At 65.4% G+C, this 16,475-nt stretch carries 19 protein-coding genes and 2 tRNA genes; 8 read left to right on the forward strand and 13 right to left on the reverse strand.

Annotation, left to right across the window (positions count from 1 at the left end; translation table 11 throughout):
• Positions 1–261: 261 nt before the first annotated feature.
• The 3 genes from KBY66_RS11965 to KBY66_RS11975 form a co-directional block, all read right to left on the reverse strand.
• Positions 262–468, reverse strand: coding sequence for a hypothetical protein (locus KBY66_RS11965; RefSeq protein WP_255089787.1), 207 nt, complete (start codon positions 466–468; stop codon positions 262–264).
• A 242-nt stretch (positions 469–710) separates the two neighbouring features.
• Positions 711–1,013 carry a transposase gene (locus KBY66_RS15900; protein WP_410001005.1) on the reverse strand — a complete coding sequence of 101 codons (303 nt, stop codon included), beginning with the start codon at positions 1,011–1,013 and terminating at the stop codon, positions 711–713.
• A 312-nt stretch (positions 1,014–1,325) separates the two neighbouring features.
• Positions 1,326–2,543, reverse strand: coding sequence for a sulfotransferase (locus tag KBY66_RS11975; protein WP_315855509.1), 1,218 nt, complete (start codon positions 2,541–2,543; stop codon positions 1,326–1,328).
• Positions 2,544–2,739: 196 nt separating this feature from the next.
• Between KBY66_RS11975 and KBY66_RS11980 the strand changes: the two genes are divergently transcribed.
• Positions 2,740–2,880 carry a hypothetical protein gene (locus KBY66_RS11980; RefSeq protein ID WP_255089789.1) on the forward strand — a complete coding sequence of 47 codons (141 nt, stop codon included), beginning with the start codon at positions 2,740–2,742 and terminating at the stop codon, positions 2,878–2,880.
• 313 nt (positions 2,881–3,193) lie between these two features.
• On the opposite strand, the gene mtnC is transcribed toward KBY66_RS11980, so the two are convergent.
• The 4 genes from mtnC to KBY66_RS12000 form a co-directional block, all read right to left on the reverse strand.
• On the reverse strand, positions 3,194–3,961 hold the full coding sequence (mtnC, locus tag KBY66_RS11985) for an acireductone synthase (RefSeq protein ID WP_255089790.1): 768 nt from the start codon (positions 3,959–3,961) through the stop codon (positions 3,194–3,196).
• A complete protein-coding gene (gene mtnB / locus KBY66_RS11990) occupies positions 3,954–4,670 on the reverse strand; it encodes a methylthioribulose 1-phosphate dehydratase (protein ID WP_255089792.1) in 717 nt (238 codons plus the stop codon). Before mtnB ends, mtnC begins: the two co-directional genes overlap by 8 nt.
• 17 nt (positions 4,671–4,687) lie before the next feature.
• Entirely contained in the window at positions 4,688–5,533 is an 846-nt protein-coding gene (locus tag KBY66_RS11995) for a DNA-formamidopyrimidine glycosylase (RefSeq protein ID WP_255089794.1), read from the reverse strand.
• Between the two features lie 74 nt (positions 5,534–5,607).
• On the reverse strand, positions 5,608–5,817 hold the full coding sequence (locus tag KBY66_RS12000) for a photosystem I reaction center subunit IV (protein WP_255089856.1): 210 nt from the start codon (positions 5,815–5,817) through the stop codon (positions 5,608–5,610).
• A 125-nt stretch (positions 5,818–5,942) separates the two neighbouring features.
• Between KBY66_RS12000 and KBY66_RS12005 the strand changes: the two genes are divergently transcribed.
• Together KBY66_RS12005 and KBY66_RS12010 are read left to right on the forward strand one after the other, a co-directional pair.
• Positions 5,943–6,965, forward strand: coding sequence for a hypothetical protein (locus KBY66_RS12005; RefSeq protein WP_255089795.1), 1,023 nt, complete (start codon positions 5,943–5,945; stop codon positions 6,963–6,965).
• 51 nt (positions 6,966–7,016) lie between these two features.
• Positions 7,017–8,513 (forward strand): RecQ family ATP-dependent DNA helicase, encoded by a 1,497-nt coding sequence (locus tag KBY66_RS12010; RefSeq protein ID WP_255089796.1) that lies wholly within the window; start codon positions 7,017–7,019, stop codon positions 8,511–8,513.
• A gap of 12 nt (positions 8,514–8,525) precedes the next feature.
• Here the strand turns inward: KBY66_RS12010 and KBY66_RS12015 are convergent, their stop codons facing one another.
• From KBY66_RS12015 to KBY66_RS12030, 4 genes are all read right to left on the reverse strand, one after another.
• Entirely contained in the window at positions 8,526–9,518 is a 993-nt protein-coding gene (locus tag KBY66_RS12015; protein WP_255089797.1) for a LysM peptidoglycan-binding domain-containing protein, read from the reverse strand.
• A 67-nt stretch (positions 9,519–9,585) separates the two neighbouring features.
• A complete protein-coding gene (locus KBY66_RS12020; RefSeq protein WP_255089798.1) occupies positions 9,586–10,974 on the reverse strand; it encodes an aldehyde dehydrogenase family protein in 1,389 nt (462 codons plus the stop codon).
• 308 nt (positions 10,975–11,282) lie between these two features.
• Positions 11,283–11,354, reverse strand: a tRNA-Thr gene (locus KBY66_RS12025).
• A 10-nt stretch (positions 11,355–11,364) separates the two neighbouring features.
• Positions 11,365–11,446, reverse strand: a tRNA-Tyr gene (locus KBY66_RS12030).
• Between the two features lie 37 nt (positions 11,447–11,483).
• Here KBY66_RS12030 and aroQ point away from each other — a divergent pair.
• The 3 genes from aroQ to KBY66_RS12045 are packed head-to-tail and all read left to right on the forward strand — an operon-like array spanning position 11,484 to position 13,307.
• On the forward strand, positions 11,484–11,924 hold the full coding sequence (aroQ, locus tag KBY66_RS12035; protein ID WP_255089799.1) for a type II 3-dehydroquinate dehydratase: 441 nt from the start codon (positions 11,484–11,486) through the stop codon (positions 11,922–11,924).
• Positions 11,925–11,926: 2 nt separating this feature from the next.
• Positions 11,927–12,544 (forward strand): tRNA-(ms[2]io[6]A)-hydroxylase, encoded by a 618-nt coding sequence (locus KBY66_RS12040; RefSeq protein WP_255089800.1) that lies wholly within the window; start codon positions 11,927–11,929, stop codon positions 12,542–12,544.
• Between the two features lie 4 nt (positions 12,545–12,548).
• Positions 12,549–13,307 (forward strand): phosphatase PAP2 family protein, encoded by a 759-nt coding sequence (locus KBY66_RS12045; protein ID WP_255089801.1) that lies wholly within the window; start codon positions 12,549–12,551, stop codon positions 13,305–13,307.
• 4 nt (positions 13,308–13,311) lie between these two features.
• Here KBY66_RS12045 and KBY66_RS12050 read toward each other — a convergent pair whose 3' ends face one another.
• Positions 13,312–13,866: a 1,2-dihydroxy-3-keto-5-methylthiopentene dioxygenase gene (locus KBY66_RS12050; protein WP_255089802.1), complete on the reverse strand. Its 555-nt coding sequence runs from the start codon at positions 13,864–13,866 to the stop codon at positions 13,312–13,314.
• Between the two features lie 115 nt (positions 13,867–13,981).
• On the opposite strand from KBY66_RS12050, the gene cobI reads away from it, so the two are divergent.
• Both cobI and KBY66_RS12060 read left to right on the forward strand, forming a co-directional pair.
• Positions 13,982–14,692 carry a precorrin-2 C(20)-methyltransferase gene (gene cobI / locus KBY66_RS12055; protein ID WP_255089857.1) on the forward strand — a complete coding sequence of 237 codons (711 nt, stop codon included), beginning with the start codon at positions 13,982–13,984 and terminating at the stop codon, positions 14,690–14,692.
• A gap of 20 nt (positions 14,693–14,712) precedes the next feature.
• The gene (locus KBY66_RS12060) at positions 14,713–15,486 is read left to right on the forward strand and encodes a DUF4079 domain-containing protein (RefSeq protein WP_255089804.1); all 774 of its coding nucleotides are present in this window, start codon (positions 14,713–14,715) and stop codon (positions 15,484–15,486) included.
• Here KBY66_RS12060 and dusB read toward each other — a convergent pair.
• On the reverse strand, positions 15,369–16,451 hold the full coding sequence (gene dusB / locus KBY66_RS12065; RefSeq protein ID WP_255089805.1) for a tRNA dihydrouridine synthase DusB: 1,083 nt from the start codon (positions 16,449–16,451) through the stop codon (positions 15,369–15,371). The genes KBY66_RS12060 and dusB overlap by 118 nt on opposite strands.
• Positions 16,452–16,475: the final 24 nt, after the last annotated feature.

Consider the following 16,475-nt stretch of genomic DNA (forward strand, 5'->3'; position numbering starts at 1 on the left):
CTGTGCGGCGGGCTCATCCGCCTTCTCACATCAGCCTTGACGGCCTCGCTGTAGCGACGCATCGGTCATCTCCTCAAGCCCCCGGGTGTACGGATGAAAGGGGTGACATCTTTCCTGAACCCGGGGGGTTTGGCCGCCGTAGCGCTGGTTAGGCGTCACGAACTTGATGCCACTGAGCGGTGCCGATGCTTGTATCACTCCAAAAGGCTGCCACCTATAGATTGCTTCTAATATGTAGCAAAATAGTCTGTTGGGGCAATCTTACCAACACTTCTCAGTGCTGAGCAGCGTATCCGAGTGGGGATCGTCGTTGAACATGCGCTGCTCTGAGTACGACCTCAGAAGGCCATGTTCCTTGAGCCAGCCCGCCAGCGCGGCGGTGCCCATGCCGTTGCCGTAGTGGGCGTGGAGGATGAGCGGCAGCTCGCTGCGCTTGATGATCCGCTCCTTCAGAAATGCCTGGGTCACTAATTCTGCAGCGATCGTTGGGGCCTCTCGTTCAGCGACGTGCCAGGCCGCGATTCTTTGCCTCCAGACTTCAAACATTTGTTGAGATACAGCCAGATTTGCCTTTTGGTCACCTCGAACAATAGCCAAGCATCAGCCAGTCTCACCTGGGACCCAGACAGGATTCATCCGTCTGCAGCACGTCTACTTGCGGGTCTTGCTGGACTTTGCGGTTTTTTTAAAGTTTTCGAGGTGCCCTTGTGTCAACTCCTTAAGAGGGCGCATTGCGTGCCTTGCTTCATGGCCATGCCGTTGGCTTTAATATGGGCCTTCACCGTCTCATAGACGAAGTCTTCTGCGCAGCAGTAGATCTGCTCACCGAGATTGTGCGTCTCCAACAGGTGGCGGAACGTCAGGATCGTGGTCTCATCCGTGATCCGCTCCCTGATCAAGTCGATCCCCGCGAACCGACGCATCGTCGGCACCTCAATCAGCGCATCCTCCATGGCTGGATCGCAGAGGTCATACCACTGCTTCATCAGAGCGACCCGGAGCATGGTCTCCATGCGGGTAGGCCGAGCGACCGCCCTTGGAGCAGGTCTTGGGGTAGTCGGGTTCGATCAGATTGATCAGTGGCTTTCTAGGCACAACGGCCTCCATCTCGCCGAGAAACCGCACGCGTCGGGTGCGCTTCCGGACCGTGGTCTGCTCGTAATCACCAAACCCAAACTGCTTGCCGCCCATGAACCCAGTCCATTCATTCCTGCGATCACTCAAGTATGTTCGCGTGAGAAGGCGGGATTTTCCAGGGTCTCCCTGGCACCTGGCCTCCCTTATTATGGTGGCTAGATTGATGGCATTCATGTATATTCGTATGACTATTCATAGCCAAAACTATTAGCCAGCTCGATCACGTGAGGGAAAAACCCCTGATTGTCGGGTCTCCAAGGCAAGGCACCCAAAAGACTGCCGGTTGATACATGCCTCTGTTTAAAAATAGGTGATTTAAGAAAGTTGGGGTCATTCCCAAGCTGAGCACCAAAGGGGCCAAACCGTGCATACACTGAATCATCAGGATGCAGCATGGCCTCGTAAGCAGAATCATGCCATGACCACCCCAACCATTGACAAATAAGCTGTAGATATTGTTTTGGGTCGTTGAGAAGATCCTCGCCTCTGAGTTTCATTTGTTGTCGATCGGAGACGGTTGCCAAAAAGTCACAGACGGTTCGATTGAGCCGATACCAGAGAATTTGTGGATCTAGCACCTCATAGCCCTGGGAATGATCGATGGAGTTAGTTAAGGTGGCCATGATCTGGCCTCCTTGAAGATTCATCAGAGATTTGCTCATATCAAAGGGATGGCGAATCAGGTGCAAGTAGCAGGCATCTGGGAAAGCCTGGCTAATACGCTCAAGCCGCCTTAAAGTGGCAGAATTGGCGGGGCTTTTATCGACGATGCGCAGCGGCGCCACCCGGCGGCAAAGCTCTTTGTAAATCTCTCCAGTAGTCATGTCAATGCGCTTGACAATCCAGCGGTGTGCCATATCTATGGCATCTATGGTCTGTTCTCCTGCATAGAGCTCGGCCACGGTGCGCAGCAGACCGTGCAGCTGAATGGCGTAGACATCGGTCATGGCGCCGACCATTTCCTGTAGCGTGTCCTCCACAAACAGGTTGAGCTCAGGGACACCGTAGGCCTCCGGGTGCTGGCCAAGCATGGCCGCCAAGAGCGATGTGAAGGAGCGAGGAGCGCACAAAATAAATAGAGGTGGGCATCCATTTGTCATAGGTACCCCTGGGAGTTGAATCACTATGGCTAGAACAATATAGAGTGAGGGTGTCGGGGTGTTGTGACCAGGGCCGTCGTTAACCTCTGAGGCGGGGCACAGGCCCACCTCAGGATTCCCCACCGTAGGGCGCACCTCAGTTGATACAAAGTGCCTTTCTATCAGCATTCTCGGTGAAATTCTACTTATGTTTCCGTGGACCAAGCGTGTCCATGCAATGGAAAGTTGCAGATCAGGTGCCCAGATACCTCGCTTAACATCCACCAAAGCACGCCCAGGACTGGTCGCAAGATCATGAGCTGGCATACGAATTCAGTTAATCCTTGGCTCGCAGCAATCTCAGGACTCGCCTCCCAAGCAAAATGCCAGGCTTCTCGACCAACTTCATGGCAGTAACACACACCAGGAAGAGAAAGAGGAAAGCAAGTGGTGTCAAGAGCCCAGCGTCAGAAAAGTTGTCCGCTCGGTCTGACCCATCCGCCAGGGGGCCAAACCGACGACCATGAAACCGACCTATGACACCGCTGTGCGGGATGCGATCAGCAAGCGCATGAGCCCGCCCAACCGGGAGTGCGTCGCCGAGATGGCCCGCTCCACCGGGATTACCACCCAAACGCTCTACAAATGGCGCAGCCAGTTGTAGAAACAGGGTCAGCTGGTGCCGGCCACCACCAAGCTTCCGCAGCAGTGGAGCGCTGCTGACAACCTGGCGGCCGTGATACAGGCCTCTGGCCTGAGCGGCACGGATCTGGGCGCCTTCTGCAGTGAGAGGGACCTCTACCCCAAACAGGTTGCCCGCTGGCGACAGGCCGCTGAGGATGCCAATGGCCCCAGGGCTACGAGCATAGGCTATCGGGCTTGCTTTTGTTCTCGTTGATGGGATGTTGATGGTAGGACTCGTGCCCGATTGCCTGCTCCTGACTGACATCCAGCGTGGTTGACTTTATTCCGAGGCCTTATCGGGGGGATCGTCTTCCCAGCAGCATCGGTGACAGTTGCTCAAGGCTTGTGATTCGCGGAAATCCCTTCGCCTCTCGGTTGGGATTTCCTTCTCGATCGCTGAAGGCCACCTCCATGCCAGCCCCATGGGCTGCGGTGAGTTCAGGGCATGAATCACTGACGAACAGAACTGATGCTGGTTCTGCACCCATAATCTCTGAAATCCTTCGATAGCTTGAAGATGATTGTTTTGCTCCAGTTCGCGTGTCAAACCACGCACTGAACAGTGGACGCAGGTCACCGCGAAGAGTGTGACCATAGAGAAGTTGTTGCGCCGTCACCGACCCTGACGAATAGGCCCCCAGGACAAGGCCCTGCTGCCGCCATTGTTGGAGGCATGTCGTCACCTCGGGGAAGAGTGGAGCTTGGATGGCGCCATGGCTGTAGCCCTCTTCCCACACCAGCCCCTGCAGTTCCTTCAGGGCGGGCAGCTTGCGGTCCTGTTCGATCAGCTTGATCAGGTAATCCGCCAACGCCTCGACCCCAGGGTTTTGGATCATCAGTACGTTCGTTGCTCCGGCGGCTGGGGCCGGGGGTTTGTGATCGAGTCGCCAGGCCTCTCGAACTTCCTGCAGCAGGGCCTCCACTGGGGCTTCATGGCCATGGGAGAGCATGTAAGCCTTCAGATGGGTGCTGGCGTAGGGGAAGAGGGTGTTCGCGACGAAATCAACGGGGCAGGTCGTTCCCTCGATGTCCAGCAGGACGTGGGTGATGCTCTCAGCCATGGAACCGGACGGCCCGCTGATCAACAAGATTGCTCAACATCTCCATCTGCCAGGTGCGCCAATGCTGCTCCAGCAGAAACTCAAGCACTTCCAGATGGCGCTTGGCGCTGAACAGGTCCTTGCCCCAGGCATAGAGGCCATGGCCGCCGATCAGCAACCCCTGCGGGGCCTCCGCCAGATGATCTGAAGCCGCCTTACTCAATCGGGCCAGGTCCTGGTCATTGGAGAGAACAGGAATGGCGATCCGCGCCTGATTGGTCGTGACCCCTTCGAGCCCCTTCAGCATCTCCAGTCCCTCCAGGCCCAGATGGCTCGCCATCGCCGAACCCGAAGCCCCCCGGCCGAGCGCTTCTGCCTGAAGTGCTCGGCTGGAGAGCAGGGTCGCGGCCTGGGAATGGGTGTGCAGGACGGCCCCCGCCCCACAGCTGCGCACGATTTCCAGATGCAGCAGGGTCTCGGCACTGGCACGGCCGATACCCTGCACCACAACGCTATTCTCGTCCACCACGATCAGCTGCTCCGGCCGAACGGATCCTTTGTCGACGCCGCTGGGTGCCATCAGCAGCTGCAAGGGATCGCTTTGGAGCACGCAACTGAAGTTGCCGCCCGTACCATCACACCAGCCGCGGGCATGAAGGGCCCCCATCGTGGCGATCAGGGCTTGGCCGAGGCTTTCTGCGGCTGGGGCTGTATGGCCTGGATGGGGCATTGCAGTGTGGCAAGTGCTCAATGCTGGCAGCTCGGACACCAGTGGGTGCTCCGGCCAGCGAGGCGATCCCGTTGGATTGTCGAGCCGCAGCGGCGGCAGGGAGCACCGCCACGGCGGTACACCCAGGCGACGCCCCCATAGTTGCCGTTGCTTCCGGTGAGGTCACGGAAGTCACTGAAGGTGGTGCCACCGGAGCCGATGCTGACCTCCAGCACCTGCACGACCGCCTGGCACAGCGCCTCGAGTGTCTGCAGCGACAGCCGGCCGCTGGGCTGGTGTGGATGGATCCCTGCGGCGAACAGGGCTTCATCGGCATAGATGTTTCCGACCCCAGCAAGCAATCCCTGGTCGAGTAGGGCGTTCTTGATCGGGCGGATCGATCCTTTCAAGCGGCTCTGCAGGTAGCTGGCGTTGAAGTCCGGGCTGAAGGGCTCAGGCCCCAACCGGCCCAGTCCCGTGATCACCGATTCGATCACCACTCCTGGCGGCACCCACCACATCTGGCCGAAGCTGCGGATGTCGACGAAGCGCAACTCCTGGCCGTTCCTGTTCCAGAAGCGGACCCGCGTGTGGGGGCAAGGCTCCCGGGGAGACTCAAGCCAGAGGAACTGGCCCGTCATGCGCAGGTGAACGCCCAAGGACCCAGCCGGGACTCCTTGGCGCTGCAGGGCGGCATAGAGGTACTTGCCGCGCCGTTGCCAGGCTCCCACCTGGCAGCCGCACAGGGCAGCACAGAAATGGGCGCTTTGGGCAGGGGCGGCGATGGCCCGCTCCCGAAGCACCTCAATGCGATGGATCTGGAACTGGCGGAGGTGCAGCTCCAGACCACGCCGGACAGTTTCGACTTCTGGGAGCTCAGGCAAGACACGGTTTGGCTTGGGGACCAGCGTCCCAAGCCGAACAGCATGGAGGGTGAGCTCCCGTCAACTTGGGGGGATCAGGCCTTGACGAGCTCGAATTCGGCGAAATTGTTGGTGTTGATGCCGCCATCGGTGCCGCTGAACCCGGTGTAGTTCACTTTCTCGAAGCGCACCACCACGGGGTACTTGATGCCGGAGGTGTCGACGGAGGCCACGGTGCCCACGTCGTTGAACCAGTAGGACTCAGGACGCTTGATGCGCACCTTGTCGCCGCGGGAAATGGCCATCGCTGCGCTGATGAGGGGGACTTCGATTCGGAAGATACCCGCGGCATGGCCGCGGCAGAGCAGGCATGTCACGAATCGTCGCCGCCGCTGCGTGGCACGATCGCTGTCCTTGCCCATGGCCGTCGATGCAGGCACCCGTCCTCAGCCTGGAACTGCCGGATCCCGACCGCGACGACATCAGCACGGTCGAGTTCCTGGCCCGGTTGGAGGAGGCCTGGGCGGTCTGTGACCGCTTCGACCTGCAGACGGAGATCTGGCGCGGCAGGATCCTTGCCTCCGTCCGGGATCGGGAGAAACGGGGGGGCGAGGGGCGGGGCACGGGTTTCCTGCAGTGGCTGCGGGAACGGGAGATCAGCAAGAGCCGCGCCTACGGCCTGATCCAATTGGCGGAGTCGGCAGAAAATCTCGTGGGGGAGGGAATGCTGGAGGCCACCAGCGTCAACAACTTCTCGAAGCGGGCCTTCCTGGAAACGGCCCAGGCCGAGGTGGAGGTGCAGCTGATGATCAGCGAGGCGGCCAACGACGGCCAGCAGATCACCCGCAAGCAGGTGCGGCGCCTCACCGACGAGTTCACCGCCGCCACCAGCCCCCTGCTGCCGGAGGAGATCCGCCAGCGCACCCAGGAGAACCTGCTGCCGCCGAGGGCCGTGGCCCCGTTGGTGCGGGAGCTGGCCAAGCTTCCTTTAGCGCAGCAGGACGATCTGCGCCGGGCCCTGCGGGAGGAGCCCGAGCTGGAGCGGGTCAAGGACGTGACCCACACGGCCCGCTGGTTGAGCAGGGCCGCCGAGGCGGGGGCGGCGGTGCGGGCCCTTCAGCAGGGGAAGCTCAACCTGGAGAAGGCTCTCCAGGAAGCCCAGCGCCTTGATGCCCTGGGGCTGTTGGCGGACGCCGTGGGCCAGGCCCAGCAGATCGAGAGCGCCGTGCTCAAGCTCCACACCGGCTGGCGGCGGCTGGGGGGGCTGCAGGAGCGCCTCTGGGTGGAAAGTGGCAGCAGCACTCCCCACCTGCGCGACCTGCTCACCGTGCTCCAGAGCCTGAGCGGCAGCACCCTGAGGGTGTCGCTCGGGGAGCTGGCCGGCGGCAAGCGGGTGCGGCTGCAGCTGGTCGAGGAGAGTGCGGATCAGCTGGAGGCACCGCCCTTGCCCTGAACGCCAGATCTGGTGGCATTAGGGTCGCTGCACCCCAGGGCTGTGGTGCGTTTGAGGCCGGAACCGCTTGAGGCTGCCCTGGAGAGCCACTTCGGCTGGTCCGCGTTCCGGCCGGGTCAGCGGCCGGTGGTCGAGGCCCTGCTGGCCGGCCAGGACTGCCTGGCGGTCCTGCCCACCGGTGGCGGGAAGTCCCTCTGCTACCAGCTGCCGGCCATGGTGCGTGAAGGGCTGGTTCTGGTGATCTCGCCCCTGGTGGCCCTGATGCAGGACCAGGTGAGCCAGCTGCAACGCCGTGGCATTCCGGCGGCCTGCCTGCATGGGGGGCTCGACACCGCCTCGCGTCGAGCGCTGTTGCGGCGTCTGGGGGAGAACCGGCTACGCCTGCTCTACCTGGCTCCTGAGCGGCTCCAGGCCGAGGCCACCCGCCAACTGCTCGACGACGTGCTGGAGCAGGGGCGCCTGGTGGCCCTGGCGGTGGATGAAGCCCATTGCATCAGCGCCTGGGGCCATGATTTCCGGCCGGATTATCGCCGCCTGGGCCAACTGCGCAGCCAGTGTCCTGGCGTTCCCTTGGTGGCGCTGAGCGCCACGGCGGCGCCCCGGGTCCGGGCCGACATCATTCGGCTGCTGCAGTTGCGGCGCCCGCTGGTTCAGGTGCGCTCGGCACGGCGTTCAAATCTCTCCTACACCATGCGACGCCGTCCCCAGGATCCCTTGCCCCTGTTGCTGGACACAGTGGCTGGTGCCAGGGGGGCTGTGCTGATCTATGCCCGCACCCGCCGCTCGGTGGAGGCCTGGGCGGTGCGGCTGGCGGGGGCGGGGGCGGCGGCGATTGCGTATCACGCCGGCATGGACCCGGAGAGCCGCCTGTTGGCCCTGGAGCATTTCCAGCACCATCCCAAGCCGGTACTGGTGGCCACGGTGGCCTTCGGCATGGGGGTGGATCGCGCCGACGTGGGGGTGGTGCTGCACCTCGATCTGCCAGCAAGCGCCGAGGGATACCTGCAGGAATCAGGCCGGGCCGGACGGGATGGCTTGCCGGCGGGGTGCCTGGTGCTGTTTGATCCCGCCGATCGCACCGCCCTGGGCTGGGCGATGCGGGCTTCGGTGCGGCAGTTGCCCGCCGAGGTTCAGGAGCAGGAACGCCATCGACTCGAGCTGGCCCAGCAGCAGCTCCGCCGCATGGAGGCGGTGGCGGAAGGGTCAGCCTGCCGTGAGCAGACCCTCCTGCTCAGCGTTGGCGAGCTAGTGGCTCCCTGTGGCCGCTGTGACAACTGCCTGGGCCTACGCCGCCCCACCGACTGGTCAGAACAGGCGGCCCAGGTGTTGGCGACTTTGGAGCAGCGCAGCGGCCTGGACCTGCGGCGCTTGGCCGACGACCTGGCCGATGAAGACGCCAGCGAGGAAGACCGCTGGGGCTGGCTGGCCCGGCGGCTGGTGCAGGAGGAACTGATCAGCGAAAGCGATGACGGCAGCCAGCGCCTCTGGCTGCGCTCGGCCGGACGCCGCTATCTGCAGCAGCCCTGGCCCTTGCGCTGGGCGGCCTGATCGTCAGGCGGCTCAACCGGCCGGCGCCTTGCAGGCGTCGACCATCAACCGCTCTTCGAAGTCGCTCTGGGGCTGATCCCAGCTCTTCCAGGTGCCGGCCTCTCCGGTGCTGTTCAGCTTCCTGGCCCCACAGTTCACGGCCAGGAAGATCTGCTGACCTTTGCTGTTCAGGGCCGGGGCCACCTGGCTGCCGCCCAGCGGTTGCCAATTGGCGAAATCCACCTGGAGGGGCCCATAGGAGCGCCAGTCCGGGGCACCGCCTGATGCCGGTTTTTCGGCGACCACCGGGTTTGCCGCCGCTGGGGCCGCAGGCTTGGCCATCGGTTTGCTCACCGCTTTGGCCGCCGGTTGGCTCACTGATTTGGGCGATGGTTGGATGGCTGGCTTGGCTGGCTTGGCTGGTTTAGCTGGCGCTGGCTGGCTGGTGGCGGCGCTGGAGCGCAGGGCCAGGCGGGTGCCAGCTTCAACGTGGTTCGGGCTGGTGATGGCGTTGGATGCCACCAGCTGGCTCATCGGGATGCCGTAGCGATCGGCAATGCCCGAGAGCGTTTCACCCGGCTGGACCACATGCTCGCGGGCGTTCCTGTTCACCACCGCCGGCTTGGCTGGGACGGAGCTTCCCGGAGCTCCCGGCACCACGATGCGGCTGCCCGCTTCGACGTGATCGGCCTGCTGGATGCCGTTGAGATCCATCAGCCGCTTGAGGGAGATGCCCTGGCTCTCGGCGATCTCTGAGAGGGTTTCGCCCGGTTTGACCGTGTAGTTCCCCCGGCCGGATCGGGCCTCGGCTGAGGGCTGAGAACCAGGCAACCGAAGCCGGGTGCCGGTGACTACCAGGTCGGCGTCCTTGATGCCGTTCAGTTGCATCAGGCGAGAGGTGGAAACGCCCTGGCGTTCGGCGATTTCGGAGAGCGTTTCACCCGGCTTCACCACGTACTGCTCGGCGGCCATGGTTGGCAGCGGCAGCACCAGGGCAAGAACCAGGGCGGCGAGGGAACGACGCATGGATGGCGGTGGGCGGATTGGTTGAACCATAAGGAGAACCACCCGATGCGCCAGTCCCCCTGGGGCTTCAGCCCAGCAAACGCTTGATCAGGCCGAGCCGGTCGCCGTAGGGGGGGTAGCGGAAGGGCAGATCGAGCCGGAACGGTCGCCGCAGCACGCTGCGTTGGTGCGAGAAGGTGTCGAAGCCGGCCTTGCCGTGGTAGGTCCCCATGCCGCTTGCGCCGATCCCGCCGAAAGGGAGTTCCGGCACGCCCACCTGCATCACCACATCGTTGAAGCAGACCCCACCGGAGCTGGTGCCAGCCAGGACCGCCTCCTGGGCGGCGGCGCTGCGGCCGAACAGGTAAAGCGCCAGGGGTTTGGGGCCAGAGCGGATGCGGCGGATCGCCTCCTCCAGCGACCCGATGCCCAGCACCGGCAGCAGGGGGCCGAACAGTTCCTCCGCCATCAGGGGGTCGTCGGTGCGCTCCACGGCCAGCAGGGTCGGGGCGATCCGCAGGCTGGCGGCATCGCTCTGGCCGCCAGCGAGGATCTGGCCCCGCTGCCGTGCCCCCTCCAGAAGGGCCGAGAGGCGATCGAACTGGGCGCGGTTGACGATCCGGGCCAGATCAGCCGACTGGAGCGGATCGCTGCCGTAGGCCCGCAGGAACTCCGCCTGCAGGGCCGCGATCAGGGCGGGCCGCACCGCTTCCTCCACCAGCAGGTGGTCAGGGGCGATGCAGGTCTGACCGGCATTGAGCCCTTTACCCCAGGCGATCCGCCGTGCCGTCACGGCCAGGTCGGCATCGGCCAGGACGATGGCGGGGCTCTTGCCGCCCAGCTCCAGGGTGACCGGGGTGAGGTGCCGAGCGGCGGCGGCCATCACCAGGCGACCGACGCGGCCACCGCCGGTGAAGAAGATGTGATCGAACGGCAGCTCCAGCAGCTCGGCGGCCACGGCGCCATCCCCTTCCACCACGGCCACCACCGAAGGATCGAAATACCGGTCCACGAGTTCGCTGATCAGGGCCGAGGTGCGGGGGGCGTGCTCGGAGGGCTTGAGCACTGCCGTGTTGCCGGCCGCCAGGGCGCTGACCAGGGGTTGCAGCGTGAGCGAGAACGGGTAGTTCCAGGGGCCGATGATCAGCACGCAACCGAGGGGCTCGGCGATCAGCTGTGCGCGGCCGGGTCGTTGGGACAGGGGCAGGTTGACGGGCCGGGGCGCCATCCAGCGCCGCAGCTGGCGCTGGGCCAGCCTGAGCTCCTGCTTGACGGCCACCAGTTCGAAGTAGGCCTCCACCGGCGGCTTGCCCAGATCGGCGGCCAGGGCTTCGAGAACCTCCTGCTCACAGGCGCCGAGCAGGGTCTCGATCCGCTGGAGTTGCTGCAGACGCCAGGCGCGAGGCCTGCTGCTGCCGCTGCGGAATGGCTCCCGCAAGACCTCGATGGCCGGCAACGGGGCAGGGGCGACGGTCATCGGGGGTGGATGGGGCCGAATGAAGCCACTCTGACGCGTCCTTCGGGTCGGATGCCATCGAGATGGCGAGCAAGCCTGGGCAGGAAACCCGCGAGCCCAAAAATCACGACCAGTTGCTCTTCACCAGTGTCTGGATGGGAATGGCGCCTGGGATTGCCCGGGCCGGATCACCCAGATCAGATTGTCGGGGGTGAAGCAGATGGAATGATTGATCCAATGACAGGATCACGGTTGCAAAGATGATCAAACTGCCTGAATTGGCAATAACGCTGGACGCCGCAATTGGTCGTCTTGGGCCATGCTGGAGAAGCCCTTGACGAGACTTGAACTCGTGACCTCTCCCTTACCAAGGGAGTGCTCTACCGCTGAGCTACAAGGGCATGTGGAAGGTGGGCCGGGTTGGATTTGAACCAACGTAGGCGAAGCCAGCGGATTTACAGTCCGCCCCCATTAACCACTCGGGCACCGACCCGCACCACACCTCGACAACTTACCAGCCAACCTCCCCCATGCATTTGCTCGTGCTGCACGGCCCCAACCTGAATCTGCTGGGCCGCCGCGAGCCCGGCCTCTACGGCACCACCAGCCTGGATCAGATCAACGAAAGCCTTCAGCAGCGGGCTCTGGAACTGGGTGTCGCCCTCAGCTGCTTCCAGAGCAACCATGAGGGGGACCTGGTTGACCGGATCCAGCAGGCCGGCCAGGAGAGCGCCGGAATCCTGATCAACGCCGGGGCTTTCACCCACACGTCGATCGCCCTGCGCGATGCCCTGCTGGCGGCGGCCGTGCCCTTTGTGGAGCTGCACCTGAGCAACACCCACGCCCGGGAGTCCTTCCGCCACACCTCCACCCTCGCAGACAAGGCCTTGGGGGTGATCTGCGGTTTCGGCCCCACCAGCTACCGCCTGGCCCTGGAGGGCCTGGTGGATCACCTGCGGGCGCGGCCATGACCGTGACCCAGGTTCCAGAACCATTGCCGTCCCCGCTGGTGCGGGTTCGCTGGCTGAAGCAGCCCAGCTCCCCTGCCTGGCTGGAGCAGGCCCTGGCCGACCCTGACACGGTGCTGATCGACCACGCCCACTGCGAGCGCAAGGCGGCCGGCGTGGCCCTGCAGCTGATGTTCCGTTACCCCTCCGACGAAACCCTCGCTGCGGCCCTCAGCCCCCTGGCGCGGGAGGAGCTGGAGCATTTCGAGCGGGTGCTGGCCCTGCTGCAACGGCGGGGTGTCGCGATGCGACCCCTGGCCGCGCCCCCCTACGGAGCAGCCCTGACCGCCCAGGTGCGGCGCCAGGAGCCCCAGCGCATGCTGGATTCCTTCCTCGTGGCCGGTCTGATCGAACCCCGCAGCCACGAGCGCCTGGCCCTGCTGGCCCGCCACAGCCCCGAGCAGGAACTCGCTGACCTTTGGGGGGATCTGCTCGCCAGCGAAGCCCGCCACTTCGGCCTCTACTGGCTCCTGTGCGAGCGGCGCTGGCCGCGGCCAGTGGTGTCGGCCAGGCTGGAGGAGCTGGCGGATCTGGAATCCGCCCTTGTGGCCTCGCTTCACCCGCACCCCCGCATGCACAGCTGATTCCATGAGCCACTTTCCTCTTCTCACTCCCGTGGTTGCCATGGCGCTGGCCCTGGCGCCGCTGGGGACCTCGAACCCCGGTTGGGCCAAGGAAGCGGGTGCACCCGTCGATCCCGCTGCCGGCCTCCTGTTGCCTGCGGAGCGCTACCGGGCGGTGATCGGCCGCCCCCCCACCACCGGCAGCAAGGAGGAGGAGGCAGACCTGGCGATTCTTCGCTGGAACGAACGCACCCGCACCTCAACCGGCGTGCTCCATAGCTGGCGCTTTCTCTCCCTGAGCCTCAGTTCTTTTGATGCCGCCATCGGCGCCGATCTGCTCAAGACGGCTCCCACCCTCTCGGCGGGTCTGCCCACCTTCCTGAAGCGGATTGATCAGGTGAAGGACCAGCTCAAGGATTCCTTGGCTAGGCCCCGGCCCTACGTGAGCCATGGGGAATTCAGACCCTGCCTGCCGCCCGAGAACTCCTTCTCGTTCCCCAGCGGCCATGCCACCTGGTATGCGGCCGCGGGACTGCTTCTGGCGGATCTGCTGCCCCAGAGACGCGAGCGGCTCCTGGACACCGCACTGCAGGGGGGCTATTCCCGCACCTACTGCGGTGTGCACTACCCCAGCGACGTGCTGGCCAGCCAACGGCTTGCGGCAGCCCTGACCCGGGATGTGCTCACCTCGCCCCAATGGCAGCTCTTCCGTCGGCAGATGGAGGCGGAACTGGGACAGCTGCTGGTGCTCCCCCCCGCCGGCCTGCCGGCGCTGAGCAACTGACGTTTCAATCCAGCAGCGGGTAGTGCTCGGCGATCGGGTCGCCCGTGAAGCTGGCCACCCAGCCCTCGGGGTTGTCGAAGAAGCGGAGTGCGGTGAAGCGCGGTGCGCTTCCCATGTCGAACCAGTGGCGGGTGCCGGCGGGCACCTGCAGGAAATCCCCCTGCTCGCACAGCACCTGCAGCACCTCGCCCTTGATGTGAATCACGAACAGGCCGCGGCCCTCCACGAAGAAGCGCACCTCGTCCTCCGCGTGGGTGTGCTCGGAGAGGAACTTCCGGCGCAGGGCCACCCGATCGGGGTGGCCTGGGCCCAGCCGGATCGCATCGACCGTGGGGTAGGTGCCCCGGGCCTGAACCCGGGCGATCTCCTCGGCGTAGGCCTCCAACACGGCCGAGCTGTCGGCATCCGGCGGCAACTCAGGCCTGAGCGGCCAACGCTCGAAGCCCAGCCCCCGCTCGCCCAGGGCCTGGGCGATCACCGCAGGATCCTCACTGTCCAGGATCAGCTCGGCGGGCTGATCGGCGCTGGCGGTGTCGGGGTAGAGGCTCAGGCGGCTCATGGGGCTGGCAGGGCTCGTGGCTCGATGGGATGGAGCCTAGAAAGAGGGCTGCTGATCGCCGAGTGTGTGGGACTGCATCGGAGCTGATCTGGCCCAGAAACCGGGACTGACCCTTGTGGGGGTGGGCCCCGGCGATTCCGACCTGCTCACGGTGGCGGCCGTGCGGGCGATACAGACCGCCACGATGGTGGCCTACCCGGTGGCACGGCTGGAGGCCGAAGGCATGGCGGCCCGGATCGCCGCCCCCTGGCTGGGGGCGCAGCAGCAGCATCTGCCCCTGGTGTTCCCGATGGTGGAGGAGGCCGAACCGCGCAAGCGGGCCTGGCGGGCCGCGGCCGATGCCCTGGCGGCGGAGGTGGCGGCTGGCCATGCCGTGGTGCTGCTCTGCGAAGGCGACGTGTCGCTCTATGCCAGCGCTTCCTACGTGGTGCTGGCCCTGCGACGGCGCCATCCCGGCTGCCCACTGCGATTGATCCCAGGGATCACGGCGGTGGCGGCGGCGGCGGCGGCGGCGGCCTGGCCCTTGGCGTTTCAGCAGGAGCCGCTGCTGATCCGCCCCACCCCCCAAACGCCTGGTGAACTGCAGACGCTGCTGGAAATGGCCAAGGCAACCGAGGCAGTTCTGGCCCTGCTCAAGCTGGGGGCGCGCTGGAGCTGGGTGCGGCCGCTGCTGGAGAGCCGGGGCCTGCTGGCGGCCAGCCTGTTCGCCCGGCGGGTGGGCTGGCCCGACCAGCTGCTCTGTGCGGGAGAGCAGGTGCCGGCGGAGGGCCAGCCCTACTTTTCGCTGCTGCTGGTCCGCCAGGGTTGGCCCCCAGTGCTTCCCTAGGTCCTTCGCTCCGCCCTTCCATGACGGCCACCGATTGGCTCCTGCTGCTCCATCCGGTGCTGATCATCCTGTTCGTTTACCCGGTGGTGGGCGCGACGATCCGGCTGGGGATCCTGGCGCGGGAGCGGCGGCTCAAGATCCATCCCCAGCCGCCCAGCGTTGGGGTCGAGCACGCCGACCATGGCCGCTGGCTCACCAGTGGCGTGGTGGTGGCGGTGCTGATCGCCCTGCTCTATTCCTTCGTCTCCAAGTTCTTCGACGCCGGTACGCCGTTCGCCGGCGGCGGCACCCGATTGGCCCTGCTGCTGCTGGTGGGCGCCGGCACCCTGGCCAGCCTGCTGGCCCTCTGGCGGGTGAGGAAGGCGCCGTACCGGGCCAGCTTCGCCCTCCTCACCTGGGCGGGGGTGCTGGGGCTGGGCAGCCAACCGGAGATCTGGCGCCTCTCCGACAACCCCTTCTCCGGCGAGTTCTGGAGCTCCCACTACTGGGCCGGCGTGCTCCTCACCGGTCTGCTGCTCTTCTCAACGGCGGCCAAGCCGGAGATCTTCAAGTCCCTGCGCTTCCGCCGTCTGCACGTGAGCGCAGGGGTGCTCACTGCTGTGCTGCTGGCGGTGCTGGCGATCACCGGCACCCGCGATCTGCTCAACATCCCCTTGAGCTGGCAGAAGCCGGCGATCTACGCCTGCAACTTCGAGCAGCGCACCTGCCGCACACCCCCGCCGGCACCGGCGGCACCGGCCCCAGCCACCTCGTCAGCTCCATCTGCAGCCGCCTCCAGCAGCGCCTCGGCCTGAGCCGGATCGGGGGCCCGCATCAGGTCATGGCGCAGCTGGGCCGCGCCGGCGAAGCCGTGGCAGGTCCAGCCCATGTGCTTGCGGGCGATCAGCAGGCCGTGCTTCCCCTTGGCCGCCACCAGGGCCTGGAGCTGCTCCTGGGCCAGCCGGATCCGCTCCAGCGCCCCCGGGGTGGGCGGAATCGGCAGGCCCCGCAGGCCGGCATCGATCTGGCCCACCAGCCAGGGGGCGCCCATGGTGCCCCGCCCCACCATCACCCCGTCGGCGCCGGTGAGCGCCAGGCAGCGCAGCGCCTCCTCGGGGCCGTTGATGTCGCCGTTGGCGATCAGCGGAATGGCCAGTGCCTGTCTCACCTGGGCGATGGCGGCCCAGTCGGCCTGGCCCTTGAATCCCTGCTCGCGGGTGCGGCCGTGCAGGGTGAGCAGCTGGGCGCCGGCGTTCTGCAGGGTGCGGGCAAAGGCCACGGCCGATTCGCGCAGATCGGGATCGTCTGAGCCCCCGCACCAGCCCAACCGTGTCTTCACGGTCACGGGGATGCGCACGGCCGCCGCCACCCGCTCCACGATCCGGGCCGCCAGCTCGGGATCGCGGATCAGGCCGCTGCCGCCCCCCTTGCGGGCGATCTTGCGCACCGGGCAGCCCATGTTGATGTCGATCAGAAAGGCACCGGCCGCCTCCGCGCGCCGGGCGGCCTCGGCCATGGCGTCAGGCCGGTGATCGAACAGCTGCACGCCGATCGGCCCACTCTCACAGCTGAGCTCCTCCACCTTCTGGGTGCCGAAACCCAGCTCCAGGCTGGTGGCGTTCACCATCTCCGTGAACAGCAGCGCATCGGAGGCCCAGCGGCGCACCAGGCCCCGGAAGATGCGGTCGCTCACCCCCGCCAGGGGTGACTGCAGCACCCGGCAGTTCAGCTGGCGCGACGTGCCGTTGCCGGCCAGCAGCAGGGGGGAGGCGGTGATCATGGTGATTCGATTCTGCGACTCCAG

Source organism: Synechococcus sp. Tobar12-5m-g, assembly GCF_024345415.1.
In the GTDB taxonomy this organism is placed as follows: Bacteria; Cyanobacteriota; Cyanobacteriia; order PCC-6307; family Cyanobiaceae; genus Regnicoccus.

What these genes read in the sequence shown, in the direction of transcription:
- KBY66_RS15900 (WP_410001005.1), bottom strand. Translation starts at nt 1,013, where the DNA reads ATGGAGACCATGCTCCGGGTCGCTCTGATGAAGCAGTGGTATGACCTC.
- KBY66_RS11975 (WP_315855509.1), bottom strand. Translation starts at nt 2,543, where the DNA reads ATGCCAGCTCATGATCTTGCGACCAGTCCTGGGCGTGCTTTGGTGGAT.
- KBY66_RS11980 (WP_255089789.1), top strand. Translation starts at nt 2,740, where the DNA reads ATGAAACCGACCTATGACACCGCTGTGCGGGATGCGATCAGCAAGCGC.
- mtnC (WP_255089790.1), bottom strand. Translation starts at nt 3,961, where the DNA reads ATGGCTGAGAGCATCACCCACGTCCTGCTGGACATCGAGGGAACGACC.
- mtnB (WP_255089792.1), bottom strand. Translation starts at nt 4,670, where the DNA reads ATGCCCCATCCAGGCCATACAGCCCCAGCCGCAGAAAGCCTCGGCCAA.
- KBY66_RS12000 (WP_255089856.1), bottom strand. Translation starts at nt 5,817, where the DNA reads ATGGCCATTTCCCGCGGCGACAAGGTGCGCATCAAGCGTCCTGAGTCC.
- KBY66_RS12005 (WP_255089795.1), top strand. Translation starts at nt 5,943, where the DNA reads ATGCAGGCACCCGTCCTCAGCCTGGAACTGCCGGATCCCGACCGCGAC.
- KBY66_RS12015 (WP_255089797.1), bottom strand. Translation starts at nt 9,518, where the DNA reads ATGCGTCGTTCCCTCGCCGCCCTGGTTCTTGCCCTGGTGCTGCCGCTG.
- KBY66_RS12020 (WP_255089798.1), bottom strand. Translation starts at nt 10,974, where the DNA reads ATGACCGTCGCCCCTGCCCCGTTGCCGGCCATCGAGGTCTTGCGGGAG.
- aroQ (WP_255089799.1), top strand. Translation starts at nt 11,484, where the DNA reads ATGCATTTGCTCGTGCTGCACGGCCCCAACCTGAATCTGCTGGGCCGC.
- KBY66_RS12045 (WP_255089801.1), top strand. Translation starts at nt 12,549, where the DNA reads ATGAGCCACTTTCCTCTTCTCACTCCCGTGGTTGCCATGGCGCTGGCC.
- KBY66_RS12050 (WP_255089802.1), bottom strand. Translation starts at nt 13,866, where the DNA reads ATGAGCCGCCTGAGCCTCTACCCCGACACCGCCAGCGCCGATCAGCCC.
- KBY66_RS12060 (WP_255089804.1), top strand. Translation starts at nt 14,713, where the DNA reads ATGACGGCCACCGATTGGCTCCTGCTGCTCCATCCGGTGCTGATCATC.
- dusB (WP_255089805.1), bottom strand. Translation starts at nt 16,451, where the DNA reads ATGATCACCGCCTCCCCCCTGCTGCTGGCCGGCAACGGCACGTCGCGC.